At 49.8% G+C, this 22,371-nt stretch carries 21 protein-coding genes; 12 read left to right on the top strand and 9 right to left on the bottom strand.

Going from position 1 to position 22,371, the window contains the following annotated elements:
- Positions 1 to 3 precede the first annotated feature (3 nt).
- Positions 4 to 1,059 carry an ABC transporter ATP-binding protein gene (locus F566_RS0121060; RefSeq protein WP_020409012.1) on the top strand — a complete coding sequence of 352 codons (1,056 nt, stop codon included), beginning with the start codon at positions 4 to 6 and terminating at the stop codon, positions 1,057 to 1,059.
- Positions 1,060 to 1,254: 195 nt separating this feature from the next.
- Here the strand turns inward: F566_RS0121060 and F566_RS0121055 are convergent, their stop codons facing one another.
- Both F566_RS0121055 and F566_RS0121050 read right to left on the bottom strand, forming a co-directional pair.
- Positions 1,255 to 2,823: an ATP-binding protein gene (locus F566_RS0121055; RefSeq protein ID WP_020409011.1), complete on the bottom strand. Its 1,569-nt coding sequence runs from the start codon at positions 2,821 to 2,823 to the stop codon at positions 1,255 to 1,257.
- Positions 2,824 to 2,837: 14 nt separating this feature from the next.
- Positions 2,838 to 3,572 (bottom strand): response regulator, encoded by a 735-nt coding sequence (locus F566_RS0121050; RefSeq protein WP_020409010.1) that lies wholly within the window; start codon positions 3,570 to 3,572, stop codon positions 2,838 to 2,840.
- A 407-nt stretch (positions 3,573 to 3,979) separates the two neighbouring features.
- Here F566_RS0121050 and F566_RS0121045 point away from each other — a divergent pair, with 407 nt between their 5' ends.
- Entirely contained in the window at positions 3,980 to 4,777 is a 798-nt protein-coding gene (locus F566_RS0121045; protein ID WP_020409009.1) for a GNAT family N-acetyltransferase, read from the top strand.
- A gap of 23 nt (positions 4,778 to 4,800) precedes the next feature.
- On the top strand, positions 4,801 to 5,601 hold the full coding sequence (locus F566_RS33665; protein ID WP_033416693.1) for a lysophospholipid acyltransferase family protein: 801 nt from the start codon (positions 4,801 to 4,803) through the stop codon (positions 5,599 to 5,601).
- A 39-nt stretch (positions 5,602 to 5,640) separates the two neighbouring features.
- Here F566_RS33665 and F566_RS0121035 read toward each other — a convergent pair whose 3' ends face one another.
- From F566_RS0121035 to F566_RS0121015, 5 genes are all read right to left on the bottom strand, one after another.
- Positions 5,641 to 6,096, bottom strand: coding sequence for an FKBP-type peptidyl-prolyl cis-trans isomerase (locus tag F566_RS0121035; protein WP_020409007.1), 456 nt, complete (start codon positions 6,094 to 6,096; stop codon positions 5,641 to 5,643).
- Positions 6,097 to 6,250: 154 nt separating this feature from the next.
- Positions 6,251 to 8,479: an acetyl-CoA hydrolase/transferase C-terminal domain-containing protein gene (locus tag F566_RS33660; protein WP_020409006.1), complete on the bottom strand. Its 2,229-nt coding sequence runs from the start codon at positions 8,477 to 8,479 to the stop codon at positions 6,251 to 6,253.
- A gap of 204 nt (positions 8,480 to 8,683) precedes the next feature.
- Entirely contained in the window at positions 8,684 to 9,034 is a 351-nt protein-coding gene (locus F566_RS0121025) for a hypothetical protein (protein ID WP_020409005.1), read from the bottom strand.
- 150 nt (positions 9,035 to 9,184) lie between these two features.
- On the bottom strand, positions 9,185 to 10,318 hold the full coding sequence (locus F566_RS0121020; protein ID WP_020409004.1) for an alpha/beta fold hydrolase: 1,134 nt from the start codon (positions 10,316 to 10,318) through the stop codon (positions 9,185 to 9,187).
- 185 nt (positions 10,319 to 10,503) lie between these two features.
- Positions 10,504 to 11,541, bottom strand: a complete 1,038-nt coding sequence (locus F566_RS0121015) for an NADP(H)-dependent aldo-keto reductase (RefSeq protein WP_020409003.1) — start codon at positions 11,539 to 11,541, stop codon at positions 10,504 to 10,506.
- A 296-nt stretch (positions 11,542 to 11,837) separates the two neighbouring features.
- Between F566_RS0121015 and F566_RS0121010 the strand changes: the two genes are divergently transcribed.
- From F566_RS0121010 to F566_RS0120980, 6 genes are all read left to right on the top strand, one after another.
- On the top strand, positions 11,838 to 13,079 hold the full coding sequence (locus F566_RS0121010) for a glycosyltransferase family 4 protein (RefSeq protein ID WP_020409002.1): 1,242 nt from the start codon (positions 11,838 to 11,840) through the stop codon (positions 13,077 to 13,079).
- Positions 13,036 to 13,578 (top strand): phosphatase PAP2 family protein, encoded by a 543-nt coding sequence (locus F566_RS0121005; protein WP_020409001.1) that lies wholly within the window; start codon positions 13,036 to 13,038, stop codon positions 13,576 to 13,578. Before F566_RS0121010 ends, F566_RS0121005 begins: the two co-directional genes overlap by 44 nt.
- A gap of 390 nt (positions 13,579 to 13,968) precedes the next feature.
- The gene (gene minC / locus F566_RS0121000) at positions 13,969 to 14,763 is read left to right on the top strand and encodes a septum site-determining protein MinC (protein ID WP_020409000.1); all 795 of its coding nucleotides are present in this window, start codon (positions 13,969 to 13,971) and stop codon (positions 14,761 to 14,763) included.
- Between the two features lie 79 nt (positions 14,764 to 14,842).
- Entirely contained in the window at positions 14,843 to 15,658 is an 816-nt protein-coding gene (gene minD / locus F566_RS0120995) for a septum site-determining protein MinD (RefSeq protein WP_026180185.1), read from the top strand.
- Positions 15,655 to 15,903, top strand: a complete 249-nt coding sequence (gene minE / locus F566_RS0120990) for a cell division topological specificity factor MinE (RefSeq protein ID WP_020408998.1) — start codon at positions 15,655 to 15,657, stop codon at positions 15,901 to 15,903. The genes minD and minE overlap by 4 nt, the downstream gene beginning before the upstream one ends.
- 306 nt (positions 15,904 to 16,209) lie before the next feature.
- Positions 16,210 to 16,902 (top strand): START domain-containing protein, encoded by a 693-nt coding sequence (locus F566_RS0120980; protein ID WP_245555282.1) that lies wholly within the window; start codon positions 16,210 to 16,212, stop codon positions 16,900 to 16,902.
- A 90-nt stretch (positions 16,903 to 16,992) separates the two neighbouring features.
- On the opposite strand, the gene F566_RS0120975 is transcribed toward F566_RS0120980, so the two are convergent.
- Positions 16,993 to 17,457, bottom strand: a complete 465-nt coding sequence (locus tag F566_RS0120975; protein ID WP_020408995.1) for a CBS domain-containing protein — start codon at positions 17,455 to 17,457, stop codon at positions 16,993 to 16,995.
- Between the two features lie 264 nt (positions 17,458 to 17,721).
- On the opposite strand from F566_RS0120975, the gene F566_RS0120970 reads away from it, so the two are divergent.
- From F566_RS0120970 to phrB, 3 genes are all read left to right on the top strand, one after another.
- Positions 17,722 to 18,390 (top strand): TetR/AcrR family transcriptional regulator, encoded by a 669-nt coding sequence (locus tag F566_RS0120970; protein WP_020408994.1) that lies wholly within the window; start codon positions 17,722 to 17,724, stop codon positions 18,388 to 18,390.
- Positions 18,391 to 18,671: 281 nt separating this feature from the next.
- Positions 18,672 to 20,054, top strand: a complete 1,383-nt coding sequence (locus F566_RS0120965; RefSeq protein WP_020408993.1) for a PhoH family protein — start codon at positions 18,672 to 18,674, stop codon at positions 20,052 to 20,054.
- A 115-nt stretch (positions 20,055 to 20,169) separates the two neighbouring features.
- Positions 20,170 to 21,588 carry a deoxyribodipyrimidine photo-lyase gene (gene phrB, locus F566_RS0120960; RefSeq protein ID WP_020408992.1) on the top strand — a complete coding sequence of 473 codons (1,419 nt, stop codon included), beginning with the start codon at positions 20,170 to 20,172 and terminating at the stop codon, positions 21,586 to 21,588.
- On the opposite strand, the gene F566_RS0120955 is transcribed toward phrB, so the two are convergent.
- Positions 21,576 to 22,370, bottom strand: a complete 795-nt coding sequence (locus F566_RS0120955) for a molybdopterin-synthase adenylyltransferase MoeB (RefSeq protein WP_020408991.1) — start codon at positions 22,368 to 22,370, stop codon at positions 21,576 to 21,578. The two genes, phrB and F566_RS0120955, sit on opposite strands and share 13 nt — an antisense overlap.
- Position 22,371: the final 1 nt, after the last annotated feature.

Below are 22,371 nucleotides of genomic sequence, written 5' to 3'. Positions count from 1 at the left end.
TCAATGAGCGACCACTTCCTGCTTCAGGCCTCAAATGTCAGCTGTGGATACAGTGACACTTGTGTCATTGAGGATATTTCCTTCCATTTGAATCATGGGGAAATTGCCAGCCTGCTGGGCCCCAGTGGCTGCGGTAAAACAACGCTGCTTAGGGTTTTGGCAGGGTTTCAACCTGTGTTCAGTGGCAGTATTGAGCTGAATGGCAAAGTGCTATCTTCCGAGATGGTGACTTTGCCTCCGGAAAAACGGCAGGTCGGCATGGTTTTTCAAGATTATGCCCTTTTTCCGCACATGACCGTCGCCCAAAATATTCGCTTTGGCTTAACCAAGAGTAACGGCAAACTTGCCCAGGCTGACGTGATCCTGTCAGAAATGCTGGAGCTTACCGGACTGTCCCCGTACGCCAACGCATACCCCCATGAGCTTTCCGGCGGACAGCAGCAGCGAGTGGCGCTGGCACGCGCGCTGGCACCCGACCCCCTTCTACTTTTAATGGATGAGCCCTTCTCAAACCTCGATGCAGAGCTTCGCTCGAGGTTAAGCCTGGATGTTCGCGACATCCTGAAGAAACGGGGTACCACGGCCATACTGGTCACGCATGATCAGAACGAAGCCTTTGCAATGGCAGACCATGTGGGCATTATCCACAACGGCAAGCTACAACAATGGGACACCCCCTACAATCTCTACCACGAACCCAGCAACCGGTTTGTTGCCAACTTTGTCGGGCGAGGGGTGTTAATCCCAGGTTCGATCATAGAACCGGACTGCATTAAGACGGAACTGGGGAAAATCAGCGGAGATAGGGCTTACCCCTGGAAGCAGGGAGAATTGGTAGAAGTTCTGATTCGGCCCGACGATATAGTCTTCGACGCCGATTCCCAATTGACCGCCAAAGTCATAGATAAGGTATTCGCAGGGTCTTCCACACTGTACCGGCTCTTGCTGCCCTCAAACCGCAAACTGGAAATTCTGGCTCCCAGTCATCAGGATTACCCGGTAACCAGCGAAGTGAACATCCGCCTGGCAGCGGATCACCTTATTGCTTTCAGAATATAGGCAGAGGCTTTTTTCAGGCACAAAAAAAGGGCTCAATGTGAGCCCTTAAATGAAACGAGGAAAGTTCGATAGAACTACAACCTCAAAGAGTCATCCCTTACAGTGCAAAGTATGCCGGGGGGCCTCTTTCAAATCTGTTGTTTTAGTGTGGTCTAGTGTAACGGTAGGTAAACTAATTCGATCAAATTCAATCAATTATGTTGGCTGTTTGCGTGGCCAGACCAGGCTGAACTTGGCACCACCCAGGCGATCACTGCGCCCTACAAAGGCCTGCCCGCCATGCCAATATAAGATTCTCCGAACAATCGAAAGCCCCAAACCATACCCACCGGAACTCCGAGTGCGACTGTCATCCAGCCGTGCAAACGCTGTGAAGACCTTTTCCCAATCAGTTTCGGGGATCCCCGGACCATCGTCTTCCACGTCGACCCGGCATGTTTCCGACCCAAAACTGGCATTCACAATTACCTTGGATTTTGCATATCGGGTGGCATTCCCCACGAGATTCTGCACAGAGCGGTGTATATACCTCGGCTCAATTTCAGACATCTTCCAGCGCTCAGAACCTTCACTGATGTTTGCAGTAATGGACATGTCGGGTTTGACAGACTGCTGCTCCTGAACAACCTGATTCACAATATCCAGTACATTGGCTTCCTGGAAATCCAGAATGGGTCCGCCCTGCTCCAAACGGGCATAGGTCAATATTTCATCAATCAGCTCATTCAGTTCTTGAATATCATGGTCTATTCCTGCCAACTGCTTGGCACGCATCTCTTCGTTAGGCGTATCCTCAATCATCTGGACGCCAAAACGAATCCTCGCCACTGGCGTCCGCAATTCATGGGATACGGCATGAATCATTTCCCTCTGCACACCCACTAACCGCTGGATATGCTCCGCCATGCGGTTGAAAACGGTTCCCAGACGTCCGATGGCATCAAACCGGCTATCATCAACACGGGCATCCAGCTCACCCCGCGCTATGCGACTGGCGACCGATTCGAGTTTACGTAAGCGCCTTTCCAGTTTATCGAGCAAAAGATAAAGAGTCGCCCCAATACAAAGCAGCCCCGCTACCACCAATGTCAGCAGGACGGGCCAGGCCCAGGGATTAAAGGTAGGAATGGGGTCAACCTTTAGGTAATGTTCTTTATCAAAAGCGACCACCAGAGTATCTCCACGCCGACCTTGCGAAGGCAGCAGAGCCCAACCGTTATTCATAAAGTCACTTTGCTTGATTGTCTGCCAATCCGCCAACTCGGTCAGCGATGCAAGCTGGGGCGTCATATTAAAAAACGCTCCCAGATCCTGAAGCGTCTGTTCTCGATGCTCATCAGCAACAGCCCTGACCTGCAATGCGATCAGCTTAGCCGACCACAATGTGCTCTCAAGAGGAAGGTCAGAAAAATAGGCCGCAAAAACATGACTGGAGTTTGTCTGAGCAAAGGCGTGTAGTCCGCTCTGATGCGCCACGACCAGACTCTGGCCATAGGCAAGACGCTCCTGTTCCAATCGACTAAGCGACAAATCAGACAAGGACAGAAGATGGAATTCGGATTCTTTCGGAAGTATCGAGGCCAGAAACTCCAGCCTCTCATCCGGCGATACCTTTAACCAGGAAAACAAAGGTTCTACCCGCTCCTCCTGATACTGAAGATAGCGAACCTGATTAAGGCTATGGAATAAACCAAAAGCAAGCACGGCGTAAAACAGCAAAGCAACTGCTACACCGGCAAATACCCTGGAAAAAACATTGTTCACGGCCGGGCAGCCTGTCAGGCTTCTTTAACGAACAGATAACCTTTGCTGCGTACAGTTTTGATACGTCTTGGATGGACAGGATCATCGCCAATTTTTGGACGAATCCTTGAAACCCTGACGTCGATGGAACGATCCTGCCCGTCGTATTCAATTCCCCGCAAGGCAGTGAATATTTCCTCCCGACTCAAAACTCTTCCTGCACTACTGGCAAGCAACCACAGCAAGTCAAATTCTGCACTTGTCAGATCAATGCTTTCATCCTCTAACCAGGCTTCACGCATGGAACGATCTATCACCAGGTTATTGAATATCAGTCGTACCGGCTCATCTGCCGATTCTTCCGTCGCGCCTGCTGGCTGCGGTTCTCCCTGCTCTTTCACCCGCCTCAATAAGGCACGTATCCGTGCCAGCAAAACCCGGGGGCGAACCGGTTTACACATGTAGTCGTCAGCCCCCATTTCCAGGCCCAAAACCTGATCAAGATCATCAGTTCGAGCTGTCAGCATCAGAATGGGTCCATGATAGGACGGCCTGACTTTACGACAGATAGATAGCCCGTCTTCACCGGGCAGCATTAAATCAAGCACGACCAGATCAGGCTGTTCGTTCTGAATGCGATCAACGGCTTTACCGCCATTGGGCTCTACCGAAACCACCAAACCATTCGATTCAAGATACTCTTTGGTCAAATCGGCAAGACGTTCGTCGTCTTCGACAATCAAAATGCGCCAAGCTTCGTTCGTATCCACGGTGTCCGTTACTCTTTCTTGTAGAATTGAGAACCTTCCCTGCCATTCCCACCGCGCAATCCTGCGCAGCGCCCCATCGATTCACCTGTTCACTCCGGACGACATAGCCACAAAGTGTTGAAGTGTATAAATCTTATAATTATTCGAGACTTATAGAAAAAATAGCACTTTTATACACATAAGTATAACCAGTCTTACAAAAATTACCCTAAACGTCTTAATTTGTTGAGATATGTGTCAGTTTAACACGTCCGGCTAACCTCCCCGAACAACGTCGAGATACTGATCTTTTCGCCAATTATCCCGACAAATAACTTCACTGTCATGTAGTCGTCATCTCTTCGTCACCAACCTGTCAACTCACCGCCATAGTATCCGCCAGAACTGATACCTATAAGAGAAATACTATGCACAGATCAGGTCCTAACGTTCGTGTACATAACATTTGCCCTAAGGCAGCCAAGCTGCACGTGAGGGTTGCCGAGTCTAAAGCCGATGTTCTGGCAGCTCAACGTCTGCGTTATCAGGTATTCACGGAGGAATTCGGGGCTAACCTGCACGGTGCCCGGGACGGCATCGATCAGGACCGTTTTGACCCTCACTGTGACCATCTTCTGGTAGAAGATCTGATCAGCGGGCAGATTCTGGCCACCACCCGACTGCTTAGCCAGAGTCAAATGCTCAAAGCCGGCAGTTTCTATTCCGAGGGTGAGTTTGATCTGAGCAATATTCATCGCCTGCCCGGAAATAAACTTGAGATTGGCCGCACCTGCGTGCATGCCAACTTTCGAAACGGAGCTACGCTGGCACTACTCTGGAGCGGTATTGCAAAATATGTCATCGACCACGATTTCGAGCACCTCATCGGATGCGGCTCCATCAGTCTGACTAACGGTACTCAGGAAGCCTGGTCCATTACCAATCAATTGAAAAATCGATTTCTTCTTGAAGAAGACAAACAAGTTTTTCCCAAACTGGCACTACCACTACCCGACTCTGAAGCTTCAAAGCCCGTAGCCATTCCGCCACTGATCAAAGCGTATATGCGGCTGGGTGCAAAGATTGGCGGTGATCCCTGCTGGGACCCCGATTTCCGTTGTGCCGACTTGTTTATCATGCTGCCTATCAGCGCTTTGGAAGCCCGGTATGCCAAACACTTTCTGAAGAATCAGGACAACAAATCTGAAACAACAACTGCCGCATGAGCCAGATGCTCCGGGAGACGGTTATGGAATATCTGCGACTCACTTGCAGAAGTGTTGTGTTGATTCCCTATTTACTGTGGGGAGTCACCCTGGGAATGACCATCGTGACTCTGGACCGGTTTCGCTCCAGGCCACTTGATACCACTCCCATAGCCCGCTGGTGGCTGTCCGGGCTCTGTCGCGTATTGAACTTGGAAGTACAACAACATGGCGAGATTGCAGATGAATCGACCATGATCGTTGCCAACCACATTTCCTGGCTGGATATTCCAGTATTGGGGGCATTGAAGCCCCTGCACTTCTTGTCAAAGGCTGAAGTCCGGGAATGGCCGTTGATAGGCTTTCTCGCAGCGCGCGCTGGCACATTGTTTATCAAAAGAGGCGGCGGGCAGGCAGCAAAGGTTCAGGAAGAACTGGAGTTCGTTCTCCACCAGGAGAAGACCGTGCTGATTTTCCCTGAAGGGACAACGACTGACGGACAAACCGTCAAGAAATTCCATCCCCGATTGTTCAAGGCCGCCAAATCTGTTGGCCGCCATGTTCAGCCGGTCACATTGCACTATCGTAGAGAAGGCACGCCAGATGTTCTGGCCCCCTTCATCGGAGACGATGAGTTCTTTTCTCACTTGATACGGTTATTGAAAGCGCCGCCGACCGAAGTCCATATCGTCATCCATCCCGCGCTCAGCGCCACATCCGACACCGAGGTGACCGAACTCGCCCGCCAGGCCCACAGCCGGGTCGAACGCACCCTTATCCATATGATATGGCAGAACTATCCTTACGTTCCGGCAGATGTTCCGATCACAGATGTTCCAATATGATGCTCTGATATTCGGTTCTCCACGGCCCAGTTGAGAGTATCAGGCGAGTGCGTAACCCTGCTTTAACTCTTCATCCGTGGCTTCTCTCACGGCCTTGATTTCCACCTCGAAGTTAAGGGAGAAACCCGCCAGAGGATGATTGGCATCAATCGTCACCTGATCACCGTTGATCGCCATTACTTTTACCACATGCCGCTGATCACCGGATTGAGTCTGGAATAGCATGCCCGCCTTGAGGTCAGGAACACCGTCAAACTGTGTGATGTGGACATTCTGAACCAGCTCTTCACGACGAACACCATAGGCGAGTTCTGGTGGCACCGTGACTTCCAGCTTTTCGCCCGGCTCCCGACCTGCCAATGCTTTCTCCAACCCCAGAACCACCTGCTTGGCCCCCTCCATAACAACCAATGGCTCGCCACCATGAGAAGTATCAACCACTTCGCCGTTTTCGTTTTTCAGGTTGTAATCGATGGTATAGACTTTGGGATTCATGCGTCTTGTTGCTCTACGTAGTTAAGGACAAATGCTCAATAAGATTTGAAGGCAGACTCTTGCACCACACAGAATCGCCAAATAACCTTTAAAAAAGTCACAAAGCGCCAACTGAATGCGGTTTGCAGCCAAAAACCGAGCAGTCTAACGCGAATTAGTGATTGACTCCATGATGTTGCGTTGGCCTTGCCACAGACACCCCACTCATACCTGCGTTCATCAATTCTCCGGCCAGCATGCGCTGTTCCAGCTTTTCCTTAAAGTCCGACGGTGCATTCAGTTTCATACGATGCATCAGAGGTTCCAATTCAGCAGGGACAGACTTTATAGTCATCGCTTTGAGCAGGCATTTGATTAATCCCAGTTTGGTGGCGGTTTTCGCCTTGAGCGATTTAAGCGCTTTACCCAATCTGAGCTCGTCATCGGTAAAGCTACAGTCAAATGGAAACGGCTGAAAATACCCCATCCCATTGTACTTACGATACAACTGCTGAATTTTCTCCGGGGTATTCTGACGATATTTCAAAGGCAGCTCATAATCTGCCGGCACTTTGCCGATTTTTTTCGCCTGCTCCAGCAACTGATCCTGGAAGCGGGAGTCTGACACCTTGATTAACTCGATATACACATCCTTGTCTGATTTACCCAGCAAGTCCGCAATACCATACTCTGTGACCACAATATCCCGGAGATGCCGGGGTATGGTGATATGACCATAATTGAACACAATATTGGAAAGCGTCTGGCCTCCACTGACCCTTGTCGACTTGAGCTTCAGAATGGATCTCGCGTCGGACAATTCATGCGCCATGGCAACAAAATTATATTGCCCGCCAACGCCACTGACCACTCGCCCGTCTGACAACCCGTCGGATACTGCGCCACCATTCAAAGTCACCATCATGGCTGAATTCACGAAGCGCGCGTCTTTTCTTTGGGCTCGTTTGAGATCCTGACGACCAAATGGGTGATCGTAAAGATGATTGATAAAGTTCACACTGGTCATACAGAATTTCTGATGCTCTTCCTCGGTCAGGTTCTGCAAGTGACGGTAAAACTCTTTGGGTCCGAGAAAAAAACCACCGTGGGCCAATACACCACCTTTCAGGCATGCTCCGAGCCCGTGCTCCGACAGTTGCTTTCTGGTCTCAATATCATTCAACTCAGTGGGAACCGGTTGGCCCTCTATCAAAAGCGCTCCGCCCTTATATTCAACACTTTCCTTCAGAATGCCATACTGCTTTAAGTACTGGACATCCCGTGAGCGTAACTTGGCATTGATCAATCCTTCTTCTGCCAGTATGTCCAGTGTCTCCAACGAGACATTCTGGGTAATCGCCCGACGATTCAATAACTCCTGTAGTTGAGTGTCGTCGTATACTTCTCTTTTCAAAATACCGGCGTGATAAAGATGCATAAACCCATCAACGAGCATCTCGCTGCAGCCATACAACCCTTCCTCGAAAGTTCCCAGCCCCCCCCAATCATGCAGAATCGGAAACTTTTCAGAAAGCTCCAGCTCCTCGGCCAGCTCCCGGTAAGCACTATTGTTCTTGTGGCGCAGGACGCAACTGGACACCAGAGCACTTCCCAGAGAGCCGATTCCCACCTGTAGAGTTCCACCATCCTTGATCAGAGTACTGGCATGAAAACCAATCATATGATCAGTCGGTGAAATGGCCATACTGGGCGCTCCGAAAAGCGCATAGTCATATTCCGGATTATCGATAATCATATCTGCCGATTCAGCCTGAAAGACGGCATGGTTATGCATGAACGGCAGATTCCGGTTAACTTCGCCAACAATCGCGACAGGATCGCCCTTCTGCTCTTTTTCACGCAGCATGGGAACCAGATCAATAGACAAATCAGGATTACAGGAAAAACTGTAGAAGGTTTTGCCATCAATGTCCTTTTTGGCCACCATCTGTGCCACTACATTGACGCCACTCAGCATCAGGTCTCTGGCGGCATGTGTATAGTTGGAGCTGACGTAGTTTTGTTGCTGGGAGGGAGAGTGTAGATAGCTGCCCGCCTTGAAAAAAAACTCCTGAACTTCAATGTTTTTTGGCATCTTCCCAGCCCTCAGATCCAGCACATAATCCAGATCAGGAACACCAGCAAATTCGCGTTCCACAAAAGGCTCCAGGAAATTCGTTTCCAGCTTACTTTTACCGGTGGGCTTCTCCAGTGAAAGGGCTGTCACAATTTTAAGGGAAATGTCGGACTTCTTTTTTGCCCGTTGATAGAGAGCATTCGCCAGAATTACTGGCTTCCCGAGGCCAAGAGGTAACCCCAATACGATACGGTTTCCCACCTTGTCCAATATGGCATCCACACATGCTTCAATATCCTTAAAATACTGAGGGGCGGTCTCGCTCATGCTGTTTTCCTTGTTCTTGGAGTTTTTATTCAGATACCTGTGGTCTATTACAGGACACTGATCATACTAGAATCTGCACAAAAACCTGCAACAGAGCCACATCAATTTTTGATGACATTGTGATGCTTATTAAGGGTATATATAGAACTTATTGAGGGAGATCAGTTAAGAAAAGAGAAAAATTGAAAGCTAAGGGAGCAAAAACTAGAACGTCCAGCCAACCGTGAGGCTAACTTCGTCATGATCCACATCCATGGCATATTGGGCAGGGCCAATGCCATATCCAGCAGTACGACCATTAAACTGTTGGGTGTCAGCTTCCTTCCTATCGAATAAAAGCTGGTTGACCACCATCATCACGGCACGACGAACACATTCACCAGTTTCAGAAGATTGTTTTTCACCTGCCACACCTTGAGTAAGAGAGGTTGCGTAACCGGTTTGCCAGGAAAACATGTCAGCATCAGTTCGAGCCGAAAAATCCTCTGCATTCGCCTGGACAGCTTGTCCAGCCAAATTCAGTAGCATTAATACGGCGAAAATTCTGATCAACATGCAAAGACTTCCTGTAACCAAAGATAACAATCTATGGTACTCATGATACGGATCTGTACTGATTATTCCGTGATCGACTTAGCAAAAAGTCGTATTCCCGACACAAAAAGATAACTTTTGCGTCAATTTTCAATCACAGAAAGGTATTGGTTAATCAGATCTATGACTTAACCATTCAGCACTGACCGCCCAGGTATTCTGAGGGGCGTTGCTACCGGCAAATACACCTGCATGCCCTCCAGGAACCACACAGAATTCTTTATCTTCCGTCGATACAATATCCAGTACTTTATGTGCCGCCTTGATGCTGACCAACTTGTCGCTATCACCAGCAAACGCCAACACCGAACAACGAATCGCAGAAAACTCGGCTGATGTATCCCCCATCATCATTCGACCCTTGGCCATCTGGTTTTCCAGTCCCATTTTTACCAGCATTTCCTTGATAGTCTGCCCTGGGTAATCAACCATTTCGTCGAACCACTGACTGACAGTGGTGTGGCTGGTGACAAACTCCCGGTCCCAGAAATTCACCAGTAACTCAAGAGTGCTGATGACAGACCCCATAGGGTTAGTGAGTTTGAAAGCGAGCGAATTCAACCAGCCGGGAATATGGAGATAACGTGCAGGTAAATCCAGAAGCGAGAAGTTAAGCAGACGCGAGGCGATATTTGCCGGCCGGTAAACCAGAGATAACACCCGTCCGGCCAGCCCACTTTGGTGCATGTCTATCGGACTTGCTACAGTGACCAGATTGCGGATATGTTTGTCTTCACTGGCCGCTGCATACATCAGAGTCAACAGTCCCCCCATGCAGTAGGCAAAAAAAGACACCTCTTGCTCTCCGCTATGACGACGGACCTGCTGCAGCGCTGCCGGCATCCATTCCATAACATAAGTTTCCAGCGATAAGTGCGAGTGATCTTCAGTGACTTCCCCCCAATCCACCAGATATACATCAAACCCCTGCGCCAGAAAAAAGCGTACAACACTACGCTGGGGCAAGAGATCAAATATCATGGAGGTCGCTGCCAAAGGTGGCACCAGCACCAGCGGCACCCGATGACGCTGTCGGCTGACAGGAACCACTTCATCACCTATCGTGATTTCAGATTCCTCCAATGGAAGATAGTGGCGTACCGACATAATGCCGTCCCGACAGATTTCTTCATACGGAGTCAAGTTTGCAACGATGAAATTCTCAGAATAGAGATATCTTTCGAGGGCGTTTAACGTTCCCCAGAGAATTTTCTCGGACCAAGCCGGTTGATCTTTTGCTGACATCAGGAATATTTTGCCCTGTGGAATAAGGATTTAGTTATTTATGGATCTAGCTATTTAAAGCCATCATACGTGGAAAAAGCATTCGGGCAATGACATGCTCAAGCAACCCGAATGGCGAAAACTGCCAAACGGGTTTCTGCACCTTACTCCAATAGGAGCTATAGGTTTTGAATCACGGGATTAAATCAGGGGCAGGGATAGGTATAAACCCGATGAACGGCTTCAATATCCTCAAGCATTTCTGCTGAGAGATGAAGATCAATGCTGCCGATATTCTCTTTCAACTGATCCATACTGGTGGCACCAATGATATTACTGGTAACAAACGGGCGAGAGGTAACGTAAGCCAAAGACATCTGGGCCAGACTCACTCCGTATTTACCGGCAACAGAATGATAGGCTTCTGTCGCAGCCTCGCCCTGCGCATTGGTATATCGACTGAAACGAGAATAAAGCGTTATACGTGCATTAGCCGGGCGCTCACCGCCGATATATTTGCCACTCAATACACCAAATGCCATGGGGGAGTATGCAAGCAAACCTACTTGTTCCCGATGTGCCACTTCTGACAGGCCGACCTCAAATGAACGGTTCAGCAGGCTATAGGGGTTCTGAATACTCACCATTCTGGGTAATTCTGCCTGTTCGGCATGATGTAGGAATTTCATGGTGCCCCAGGCAGTTTCATTGGATAGCCCTACCTGCCGGACTTTACCCGCTTTCACCAGATCAGACAGCACCTCCAGAGTCTCTAGAATAGGAGTACCGTCATCCCTCTCCTGATGCTGGTATCCCAACTGCCCAAAAAAATTGGTGGGGCGATCCGGCCAGTGCAGCTGATACAGATCCAGATAATCCGTCTGCAATCTTGAAAGACTGTCATTCAGCGCCTTCTCAATGTGTTGACGGTTTAAGCGGGGACCTCCACGAATATGAGACATGGCATCGGAATACCCGGCAACTTTCGATGCCAGTACAATTTTGTCACGGTTGCCACGACTGGCCAGCCAGCTACCGATATATTGTTCAGTCCTGCCCTGAGTTTCACCGCGAGGAGGCACAGGATACATTTCGGCGGTATCAATAAAATTAACGCCCTGCTCCAGCGCATAATCCAGCTGCTCATGAGCCTCTGCTTCCGTATTCTGTTCGCCCCAGGTCATGGTTCCCAAACAGATAGCACTGACCTCGATATCTGTTCTTCCCAGCTTCCGGTATTCCATCGTGAAAACTCCTGTCGTCATGCAGATTCACCAACACCGCGCGCCCTTGCTGAAATATTCCGCCAAGTACCGCCTGTGTTGAATTTCGAAAAATTGAGATAAGCACCCAATGTATGTTTATACCAGAGACATCAGCAGGTTACGAACAGAACAGCCGCCCATAACACAACCAAATCTCGCCGGTTAGACTTCAAATAGTGATCAAAGCAACCGTCATTAATTTGCAATAGTCCTGACGCTGCGTTGTAACACGGCTGAAGCATATTGAGTCCGTGAGAAACGAGAAATGGGCAATCATGGATAACGCACCCGAAAAATCAGTCGACACCGCAGCAATCCAACTCAATACGCGACCTTCAAGCTGCTCTCGACTGGCGATTGTTTCCGAAACATTCCCACCTGAGGTCAATGGCGTTGCCAACACTCTTTTTCAACTCACCAAAGAATTGAGAAAAAAGCACAGCATTCAGGTTATCCACCCAAAACAGTCCGGTGTATCTCCCATTCAAGATGGCCTGGAGCACATTTTGGTCCCCGGATGCCCTATCCCAGGTTATTCAGAACTTCGATTTGGCTTCCCCTGCCAAAAAAGACTACAGGCCCTGTGGCAGGAAAACCGGCCCGATGCCGTTTATGTTGCCACCCAAGGACCACTTGGGTGGAGTGCTGTCAGCGCTGCCAGAAAATTGGACATTCCCGTCAGCAGCGGATTCCACACCAATTTCCATCAATACAGCCGCCACTACAGAATGGGATGGCTCAGCCGACTGATTGGCCGCTACTTCACCTATTTTCACCAGTTGACCCGTCACACTTTGGTACCGACCAGGCAAACAGCGTCAGCCCTGGATTCCATGGGGATCAAGAATACCTGCATTTGGAGCCGGGGCGTTGACAGCAATCTGTTCAACCCGGAACGCCGTTCGGAAGCTCGTCGCAGGCAGTGGGGGGCGGACGCCACTACTCCGGTATTTATCTATGTTGGCAGACTGGCCAATGAAAAGAACGTCTATCTGGCTCTCAGCGCATTTGAACGAGCCCAGCAGCAGGCTAGTCATACCAAAATGGTTCTGGTCGGCGGAGGCCCACTACAGGAAAAAATCGCCCGGCAATACCCCAATGTTATTCTTGCCGGCGTCAAGAAAGGCGAGTCACTGGCTGAGCACTATGCCAGTGCCGATATTTTCCTTTTCCCCAGCCTGACGGACACCTTTGGCAATGTCATTCTGGAAGCCATGGCCAGTGGCCTCGGTATTGTCAGCTTTAATGAGGCCGCCGCCCGGGAACTTCTCCACCATGATGAAAGCGCCCTTCTGGCCCCCTCCGGGAACAGCGATCTTTTTTGTCAGCACGCACTGTCAATTGCCATGAGGCCCAGCCTGCTGACTCGCCTCCGCCAAAATGCTCATCAACAATCCATTGCTATGGATTGGCAGCCGTTGGCTCAGCAATTTGCCCACTTGTTACTTAACCAGGAATATCAGGGGGTTTCCCATGAAAACGCCAAACGCCTCAGAGCTGTTTCGTCGAGCAGATGATGTCGAGTTACGCCTGTGCCGACTGACTATTCAGTGGTCAAGAGATCATGGATTGGAGGCCTTTTTCAAAAAGATCAGCCGCCTTGGAGATGGCGTCTTCTGGTATTGCGTGATGGCTACCGTTCTCGTGACTGAAGGGGCCAAAGCCACCATTTTATTAGCCTCTGCCGGACTTTCCGCCACGATCATTTACAAACTTCTGAAAGGATGGCTGGTACGTGAACGTCCCTATATTACCCACGCCGGGATCGAATGCAGTGGCAAGGCTCTGGACCGGTATAGTTTTCCCAGTGGTCACACGCTTCATGCGGTTTGCTTTACTGTTCTCCTGACATACATTAACCCTGTGTTGGGATTGATCGTACTGCCTTTCACATTGTGTGTTGCAATGTCCAGAGTGGTTCTCGGACTGCACTATCCAAGCGATGTCGGTGCCGGATCCATTATCGGGGTTTTGATTGCCAGTACGGCCATTACAATCGTCCCATTTGATCTGTAACGATTTTGAATTATCTCCCTTCCCGATGGCAGGGCGGGAGTTTATCTGTCATCTCTAGCGATTAACCAGCAAACTAAGCGCAATTTGATCTATTAATCCGGGATAACATTCCAAATCAATCTATTCGTCCTTAATAAGAGGCGGCAATCCCAGGCCACAAGCACCAATTCATTACTCTGCAGCCCACAAAATACGGGCAAACAGGGCCAATGCGCATTAAATTTCGGGCATATTTCCGCTCCCCTTCCATTTCACCATGGACCACCCTCCACGGATTACAGTACAATCCGAGCCATCCCTAGTGTCGCGTTTTGAAAACCAACGCGGCCAGGAGAGAATCAAGAATATAATAAAGTTTCACTCACACCTTGGTAGGGAAAGACTTTGACTATGCCGCAGGCTACTGCCGACTTGTTTGCGTCGCCGTGCTTGCAGTTCAAGGGCAGTATGGTTCCTTTGACCACTCTTGAACTGTTATATTTTGACCCTGAAAAATTCTCTCAGACTCTTCAGGAAAAAATCCAACAAGCCCCCAACCTGTTTAAAAACCTGCCTTTGGTGCTCAGCCTGGACAAATTCGCTGACGACATCAACAACCTCAACCTTCTTCAGATTCGGGAACTGTGTGCAGCACAGGAACTACAACTCGTAGGCATTCGGGCGACAGAACCAGCCCAGATTGCTGCGGCACAAGCTGCCGGACTGGCAGTGTTACAACCTTCCCGCGGACGGCAGGAGGCTCCGGAAGACGACTCTCAATCATCCCTACAAAAAGCGTCGGAGCCCCAAACTGCCAACCCTCAGTCGGGAGCTGAGGCGACAGAAGAAGTTGAAGATCCACCTCCTGGCAATGGAGTCGCCGCCAACCGTGTAATCCGCACGCCTATTCGTTCCGGTCAGCAGGTTTATGCTCCCGGTGGCGATCTGATCATCATGGCACCGGTCAGCGCCGGGGCGGAAATACTCGCTGATGGCAACATTCATGTTTACGGCCCACTGAGAGGGCGGGCATTGGCAGGCGTCCGTGGAAACACTGAAGCCATGGTTTTTTGCCAAAGCCTGGAAGCTGAACTCGTTTCCATTGCCGGACAATACAAAATAAGTGAGGACCTGCTGGGCAATCACTGGAAAAAGCCATCTTTATTGAAACTGGAAGACGACAGGCTGGTAATCAGGGAACTGTAATTGTCACTGGTGTTTTTACCCAGAGGCAGTGACCGGCACCAGCCCTACGACTAAGAACTGAGTACAAAGGGTTATTACGTTGAGCAAGATTATAGTTATCACATCAGGAAAGGGTGGCGTGGGCAAAACCACGACCAGCGCATCGATTGCCACCGGTTTGGCAAAACGAGGGCATAAGACCGTCGTGATCGATTTTGATGTCGGCCTGCGTAACCTTGACCTGATCATGAATTGTGAACGCCGTGTCGTTTACGACTTTGTCAATGTGATCAATGGTGAGGCCACACTAAACCAGGCCCTGATTAAAGATAAACACACAGACAAGCTTCATATTCTTCCTGCATCCCAGACACGGGACAAGGAAGCCTTGACCAGAGAGGGCGTTGAGAAAGTCCTGAATGAACTTTCTGAGTCATTTGAGTATATCGTCTGTGATTCACCTGCCGGGATTGAACACGGCGCCCTGATGGCACTCTACTATGCCGACGAGGCGATTGTGGTGACTAACCCGGAGGTCTCATCTGTCAGGGATTCCGATCGAATTCTGGGGATTCTTCAAAGCAAATCCCGCCGCGCAGAAATGGGCATGGACCCTGTCAGAGAGCATCTTCTGCTGACCCGCTACAACCCTGAGCGCGTGATCAAAGGCGAAATGCTGAGCGTTCAGGACGTAGAAGAAATCCTGGCCGTCCCACTACTGGGGGTTATCCCTGAATCACAGGCTGTCCTGACCGCCTCCAACCAGGGGATACCGGTCATCCATGATGACCTGAGCGATGCTGGACAGGCATACCAGGACGCAGTGGCCAGGCTACTTGGTGAAGAGAGAGAGCATCGTTTTCTGGATGTTCAGAAGAAAGGATTTTTCAGCCGTGTATTTGGAGGGAAGGCATGAGCTTTTGGGACTACTTCCGCAGCACAAAACCCACCACGGCATCCGTCGCAAAGGAACGGCTGCAGATCATCGTTGCCCACGAACGTAGTCATCGCAGCCAACCTGATTATCTCCCGCAGCTACAACAAGAACTGCTTCAGGTGATCAGTAAATATGTCAACATTAATCAGGACGATGTCCAAGTTCAGATTGACCGTAATGACGACTGCTCGGTTCTTGAGCTGAATATTACACTCCCCGAGTAATCACCCACTCCTGCCGGCTTACGGCAGGAGCTTCACTGACAATCATAGGCTTTCGCCGCTCTGCTCTGTCCGTTTGATCACTAACGCCTGCACATCTACCACTCACCCAAAGTCAGGAAATTTGTACCCTTTATCATTTTGGCTCATCTACTAGTGCTAGTATTAGGGACTGTTCGAAAACAATAAAAATACAAATAGAGAGCACAGTGTATGGGATTGCTTCCGTCTCTATAGCCGCTTTCTGATTGATGAACACAAGCCAATTAATAAAAACAACCTGAAGACATTTCTGCCGGGAGAGGCAACTTGCGCACATTCTTCTTTTCCCTGTTAACAATGCTTGCAGCGGTCGCAGCAAGCGCAGAACTCCCCATTGAATCGCCTGAGTGGCAGCTAGATTTCGACAAACACGGCATCAGGATATTCACAAAAGACCAGCCCGACTCAGATTTTGAGGCGTTTAAAGCCGAAGCGGTTCTCAATACACCGATCACCAATGTTATCGCGGTGATGGCCAATCCCAATTCCTGTGTTGAGTGGGTCTATGGGTGCCGGGAGTCATGGGGGCTCGAAGAACAGGGTTTCGGCAAGCGATTCGCATACTCCGTCAACGACCTGCCCTGGCCAGTTAAAGACCGGGATTACGTTCTTGAGATCAACACGCACAAAGACCAAGAAACAGGCGCGATCATCATGAACATGTATGCGGTCGATAACAAAATGCCGACCAAGGAAGAATATGTCAGAGTCACTGTACAGGAAACTCACTACTTCTTTTACGAAATGCCTGACAACAAGACCAGGATGGTATGGCTTCAACATACAGAACCGGCAGGCTCTATACCAAGTTGGCTGGTAAACGCGCTAATTGTCGATATCCCGTATAAATCCATGCGGGCACTGGAAGAGGTAGCAAATTCAGAGAAGTATAATGGGGCCGTGATCAACTACGATCAGAGTGGTGCCATTATTGGTGTGAAAAACAAGTCAGTGCAGTGATTTTTTCTTCGGCCTTCCCGAACATTCCGCTACAGGCACTTTTAAACCAACAGAGAAGAGAGTACCGAAAAGGCACTCTCGATAAATCAATCACTGTCCTTCGGCGATCAGTTTGAGCATATCATAGGAGGTAATGATACCCACCACTTCGCCATCCTTCTTGACGAAAATCCGGTGTAAATGCTCATCCATCATTTGTTTGGCAACATCCGTAACGGCCGTGCTTTCATCTACCCAGAACAGAATGGGGGTCATGATATCCCGTACCTCCACCGGCATGCGGGACATCTCTTCAAAGATAAACTGCCTCAGACGCCGAGCTTCCCGCTGCTCCTCTGGGGTCATCTGATTATCGTAATTAGTATCGACCTGATTGAGATGAAAATCCGCAATGTCTGACAGTGTGGCGATTCCCACTATTTGATTATCCGTATCCACCACAGGGCTTCCCGAAATTCCGTTCTCAGCCAGGAAACCTGCAAATTTCTGCATAGTCCAGGTCTCAGGAACTGACTTCACATGCGGCGTCATAATGTCTTTTGCGAGCAAAGGCATAGCAATTTTTCCATTTTGGATTCTGAAGCTGCAACCCGAGATCAGTCTTGACCAGACTTCAACGGCATGTCCCGGCTTTAAACATTATTCTTAATGATTCATCCGGAAATTGCACGCGCCTAATGCCCCATAGTTGTATTGCGTACCCAATGCCTCCTACCTGAATTCGCAAACCCATGAAGACTGGTGACATACAGGCCAACGTGACCAAAACAATGCTATTATGCAACGTTATCCAAGCAAACTGATTCAGGTGAACAACAGGTGAAGTGCCTACAGCCTCGCAGCCGGGCAATCGATGACGGCGAAAAAGCATTACGCAAGCAGAGCATTCTGGATGCGGCAAGTCGGCTGTTTCTGGCACAACCGGGAACTCTGCCCTCTGTCATCAATATTGCACAGGAGGCAGGATTGGCGAAAGGCACGGTCTATCTGTACTTCAAAACCAAGGAAGAAATATTCATCTGTCTACTTGCCACCCACTACGAAACCTTGATAAATCAACTCTCAGAGCTGGCCTTAAAGGACAATCACGCCAAGCCGGAAATATTGATCTCGGGTCTGGTGGAACAGGTCATTCACTTCACCCATGACCATCCAGACTTTATGCACTTGGCCACGATGGCGAATTCCGTTCTGGAGCAGAATACGGAAGTGAACATTGTGCTGGAGTTCAAATCAATGCTGGTAGACAAGCTCAGCTCTCTGGCCAAAAACCTGGCCGAAAAATTGCCGGCTATCGGTGAAAATCGATGCAAAGATCTGCTGATACATACCAATGCAATGATTCTGGGATTGTGGCAAATGCAGAATCTCCCGCCTGAAGTCGCCAGGGCAATCAAAGAGCGACACTATGAAATTCTGATGCCTGACTTCGCGCCAACGTTGAAGGATGCCATGACTTTGTTATGGCAAGGTGCCATGAAACACTAAGGGTCTGAATATTTCTTTTACACAGGGCTTACAATCTTTTTTTTAATTGGGTTATTATTTCAGTGAAGGTGGAACCTTGATTCCACCTGCTTGTTACTGAACGCTATTTGTTTCTGATAGCTTTTCGTTTCTGATAATGGCAGGGAGTGAGTTGTTGGCTCTAACCCACCTCTTAATCACAGCATTGTTCCCTTTCCCGGCACACGCCATGTGCCCCACTCGCTTCACAACTCGCAAACTCCCTGACTTTATGCCCATACCTCTGGCGAAGGAAACCCAATATGGCGCGAACCGTCTCGCAAGAAAAAACTTACGTGCTCGATACCAATGTTCTGATTCACGATCCCAACTCGGTACTGAATTTTGAAGAACATCATGTCGTGATCCCACTCACGGTTCTGGAGGAACTCGACAGACTGAAGAATGGAAAGTCCTCAATCGCCGCAGACTGCCGCCAGGCAATCCGGCTGATTGATAAATTACTGGGAGACGCCTCACCCACCGATATCGAAAAGGGTGTCGACATCATCCGCAACGAAAAGTCTCCCCCCCTTGGCACGATCTCTATTCTCATGGACCTCGACGGAGATCATAAAGTCCAACTCCCCGAAACACTGAACGACAACAAGATCATCAATGGTCTCGTCACCCTCAAAGGCAAACACCCGGGACGACCGACCATTCTAGTGAGTAAAGACATCAATATGAGGCTGAAGGCCCGCGCCTGTGGGGTCGATGCTGAGGACTATCACACTGACCAGTTGATCGACGATATCGATCTCCTGCCCAAAGGCTATGCCGATTTCACAGATAGCTTCTGGGACAAAATCAATAAAGTGGAAACCATGCAGCGGGAAGGCTTAACGGAGCACCTCATTCCCCGACTGCCAGAGCTTAAGGAATTATCCGTCAATGAATTTCTTATTGACGACCAGGGATTTGTCGGACGAATCTCCAGAGTGGATTCAGACCATCTGATCGTGCGGGATTTGTCCCGGGATCGACTTCTGGAACAGGAAGCTTGGGGCTTGATTCCCCGGGATATCTACCAGGCAGTCGCTCTGCAGTTATTGCTGGATCCTGATATCCATCTGGTCAACCTGACCGGAGCCGCTGGGTCGGGTAAAACCATCCTGGCCCTGGCCGCAGCTATTGAGATGACTGTCGCCAGCAAACGCTATAAACGCATCATTGTCACCCGCAGCACCCAAGGACTGGATGAGGATATTGGCTTTCTACCTGGGACTGAAGCAGAAAAAATGGAACCCTGGCTGGGAGCCATTACTGACAACCTGGAAGCACTGCACAGCGATGATGAAAACATGACAGCCAGTGTGGAGTACATTCTGCAGAAAGTCCCCATACAGTTTAAATCGCTAAACTACATCCGAGGGCGCAGCTTTCAACACAGCCTGATAGTCATTGATGAGTGTCAGAACCTGACCCCCCATCAGATGAAAACCATCATCACTCGTGCCGGAAATGGCAGTAAGGTGATTTGCCTGGGCAATCTGGCGCAGATTGATACGGCCTACCTGAATGCACCCAGCTCAGGCCTGACCTACCTTACGGAGCGATTCCGTGGCTTCCAGCATAACGGGCATGTTCACCTGCGTGGCGTCCCTAGATCTGTCTTGGCAGAATTTGCCGAAGCCAACCTGTAACCCTTTCGCCGGCTGTCGTATAGTGCAGCCGGCCACTTCCCCTGGTCCGATTGACTGATCTTTTCGTAACAACGCTCTGTTTTTAACTAATTTTCTATTGGTGTCGACGTTATTTATGCCTCGTATACTTCACTGGTTTCGCAACGATCTCAGAATACATGACAACCCGGCGCTGACAGCAGCAGCCACAGACTCACAGGGCGATTTGATCTGTTGTTTCTGTCTCGCTGAAGAACAATGGCAAGAGCACCATATGGCGCCGATCAAAGCAGATTTTCTTATTGCCAACCTTATGAGTCTGCAATCATCACTGGCCAACAAAGGCATTCCGCTACTGATCATTTGTACCGAGAATTTCCAGAACACACCAAAGGAACTGTGGTCACTGATGGAAGAGCATCAATGCCAGACACTCTACTTCAACGAAGAATATGGCGTTAACGAGCGCCGGCGGGACAAGGAGGTTCACCGAACATTTCAGGAGCAGGGCATCTCAGTTAAAAAATTTCGGGATCAGTCTATTCTCCCCGTTGGCTCAATCAGGACTCAACAATCTGCCCCCTACACTGTGTTTACGCCATTTAAGCGCACTTGGTGGAAGCATATTACAGAGACAGATCTCTCCTTATGGCACGCCCCCACAGGACGGCACAAGACCACAGAAAAGAACCCCCAGCCCCCGCAGCTTAGCCGGATAAAGGCCAAAGACTCTTCCGTATGGAAAGCTGGAGAAAGCGCAGCACACTATCAACTGGAGAGTTTTATCGAAGAACGGGCTGGCCACTACCATCAACAACGGGACATACCTGCAGTGGAAGGCACCAGCCAGCTGTCTCCCTACCTTGCCCTCGGAGTTTTATCAGGCAAACAATGTTTTCTTGCCGCCCGCCAGTACCAGCATAGCCACGCCAATGCGGCGGAAGGGTTGGACTGCTGGATCAACGAACTGATCTGGCGGGATTTCTACATCAATATTCTTTGCGACTTCCCCAGAGTCAGCATGAATCGAGCATTTAAACCAGACACTGAGCAGATTCCCTGGCGTGATTCCGAAGATGACTTTCACGCCTGGTGCGAAGGTCGAACAGGCATCCCTATTGTCGATGCTGCAATGCGCCAATTGAATACCACCGGCTGGATGCATAATCGCCTTCGTATGGTCTGCGCCATGTTTCTGACCAAAAACCTACTGATAGACTGGCGGCGGGGCGAGCGTTATTTCATGGAACACCTGATCGATGGTTATTTGCCCGCAAACAATGGAGGCTGGCAATGGAGCGCATCTACAGGCACTGATGCCGCTCCCTATTTCAGAGTATTCAATCCAGTTAGCCAAAGTGAGAAGTTTGATTCGGATGGGACATTCATCCGGCAATACGTTCCAGAACTCAAGAACCTCCCGGACAAAAAAATTCATTACCCTCTGGAACATCCTGTTTCCGGCATCGATTATCCGCCTCCCATTGCCGATCTGAAAAAGTCCCGGCAGCGGGCGATAGATACCTTTAAAACTTTGAAAGATCAGGTCTCCTGACGCTTGACCTGACACACAGGACATTCAGGATCCTGGCGTAACCGGAATTCGCGCCAGGACGACGAGTCTGCGTCAAAGGTAAGCAGTCGTCCCACTGCTGGCTGGCCATAGCCTGAAAGAATTTTAAGCGCTTCCAGCGCCTGCATGGTGCCAATAATTCCCACGACTGGTGCCAGAATGCCAGTCTGTGAACAGGTCAGATCCTCATTGCCGAAGGTGCCATAAAGGCAGTGATAACAGGGTGAGTCAGTCTGTCTGAAATCAAATACTGATATCTGTCCTTCCGCACGTATCGCCGCACCGGACACCAACGGAACCCCTGTTTCCACACAGGCCTGGTTGATTGAGTCGCGAGTACTAAAATTATCCGTACAATCGACCACCACATCCGCCCGCCTGACCTGCGCCGTCAGCGCATCTCCTTCTAGGCGATGCTTCAAGGTCTCCACCCTGACATCCGGATTCAGTCCAGCGATGACAGCAGCGACGGACTCAGCCTTGTTCTGTCCAATCCGCGCCTGCGTGTGAGCGATCTGGCGTTGCAGATTACTCAGATCAACCTCATCAAAGTCGGCGAGCAATAACGTACCGCAACCGGCTGCAGCCAAATACATAGCGGCAGGACACCCCAGTCCTCCCATACCGACAATTAAGGCAGTCCCGGCTCGCAGTTTTTCCTGACACGCTACATCAAACTCCGGCATCATGATTTGCCGACTGTAACGCAGCAGCAATTCATCGCTCATCTGTTCCCGCTGGGTGCTTTCTAGCTGATCACTCATT

Source organism: Hahella ganghwensis DSM 17046 (genome assembly GCF_000376785.1).
In the GTDB taxonomy this organism is placed as follows: Bacteria; Pseudomonadota; Gammaproteobacteria; order Pseudomonadales; family Oleiphilaceae; genus Hahella; species Hahella ganghwensis.
Note: the sequence above shows the minus strand (reverse complement) of the source record. Positions and strands in the feature narration are given on the sequence as shown.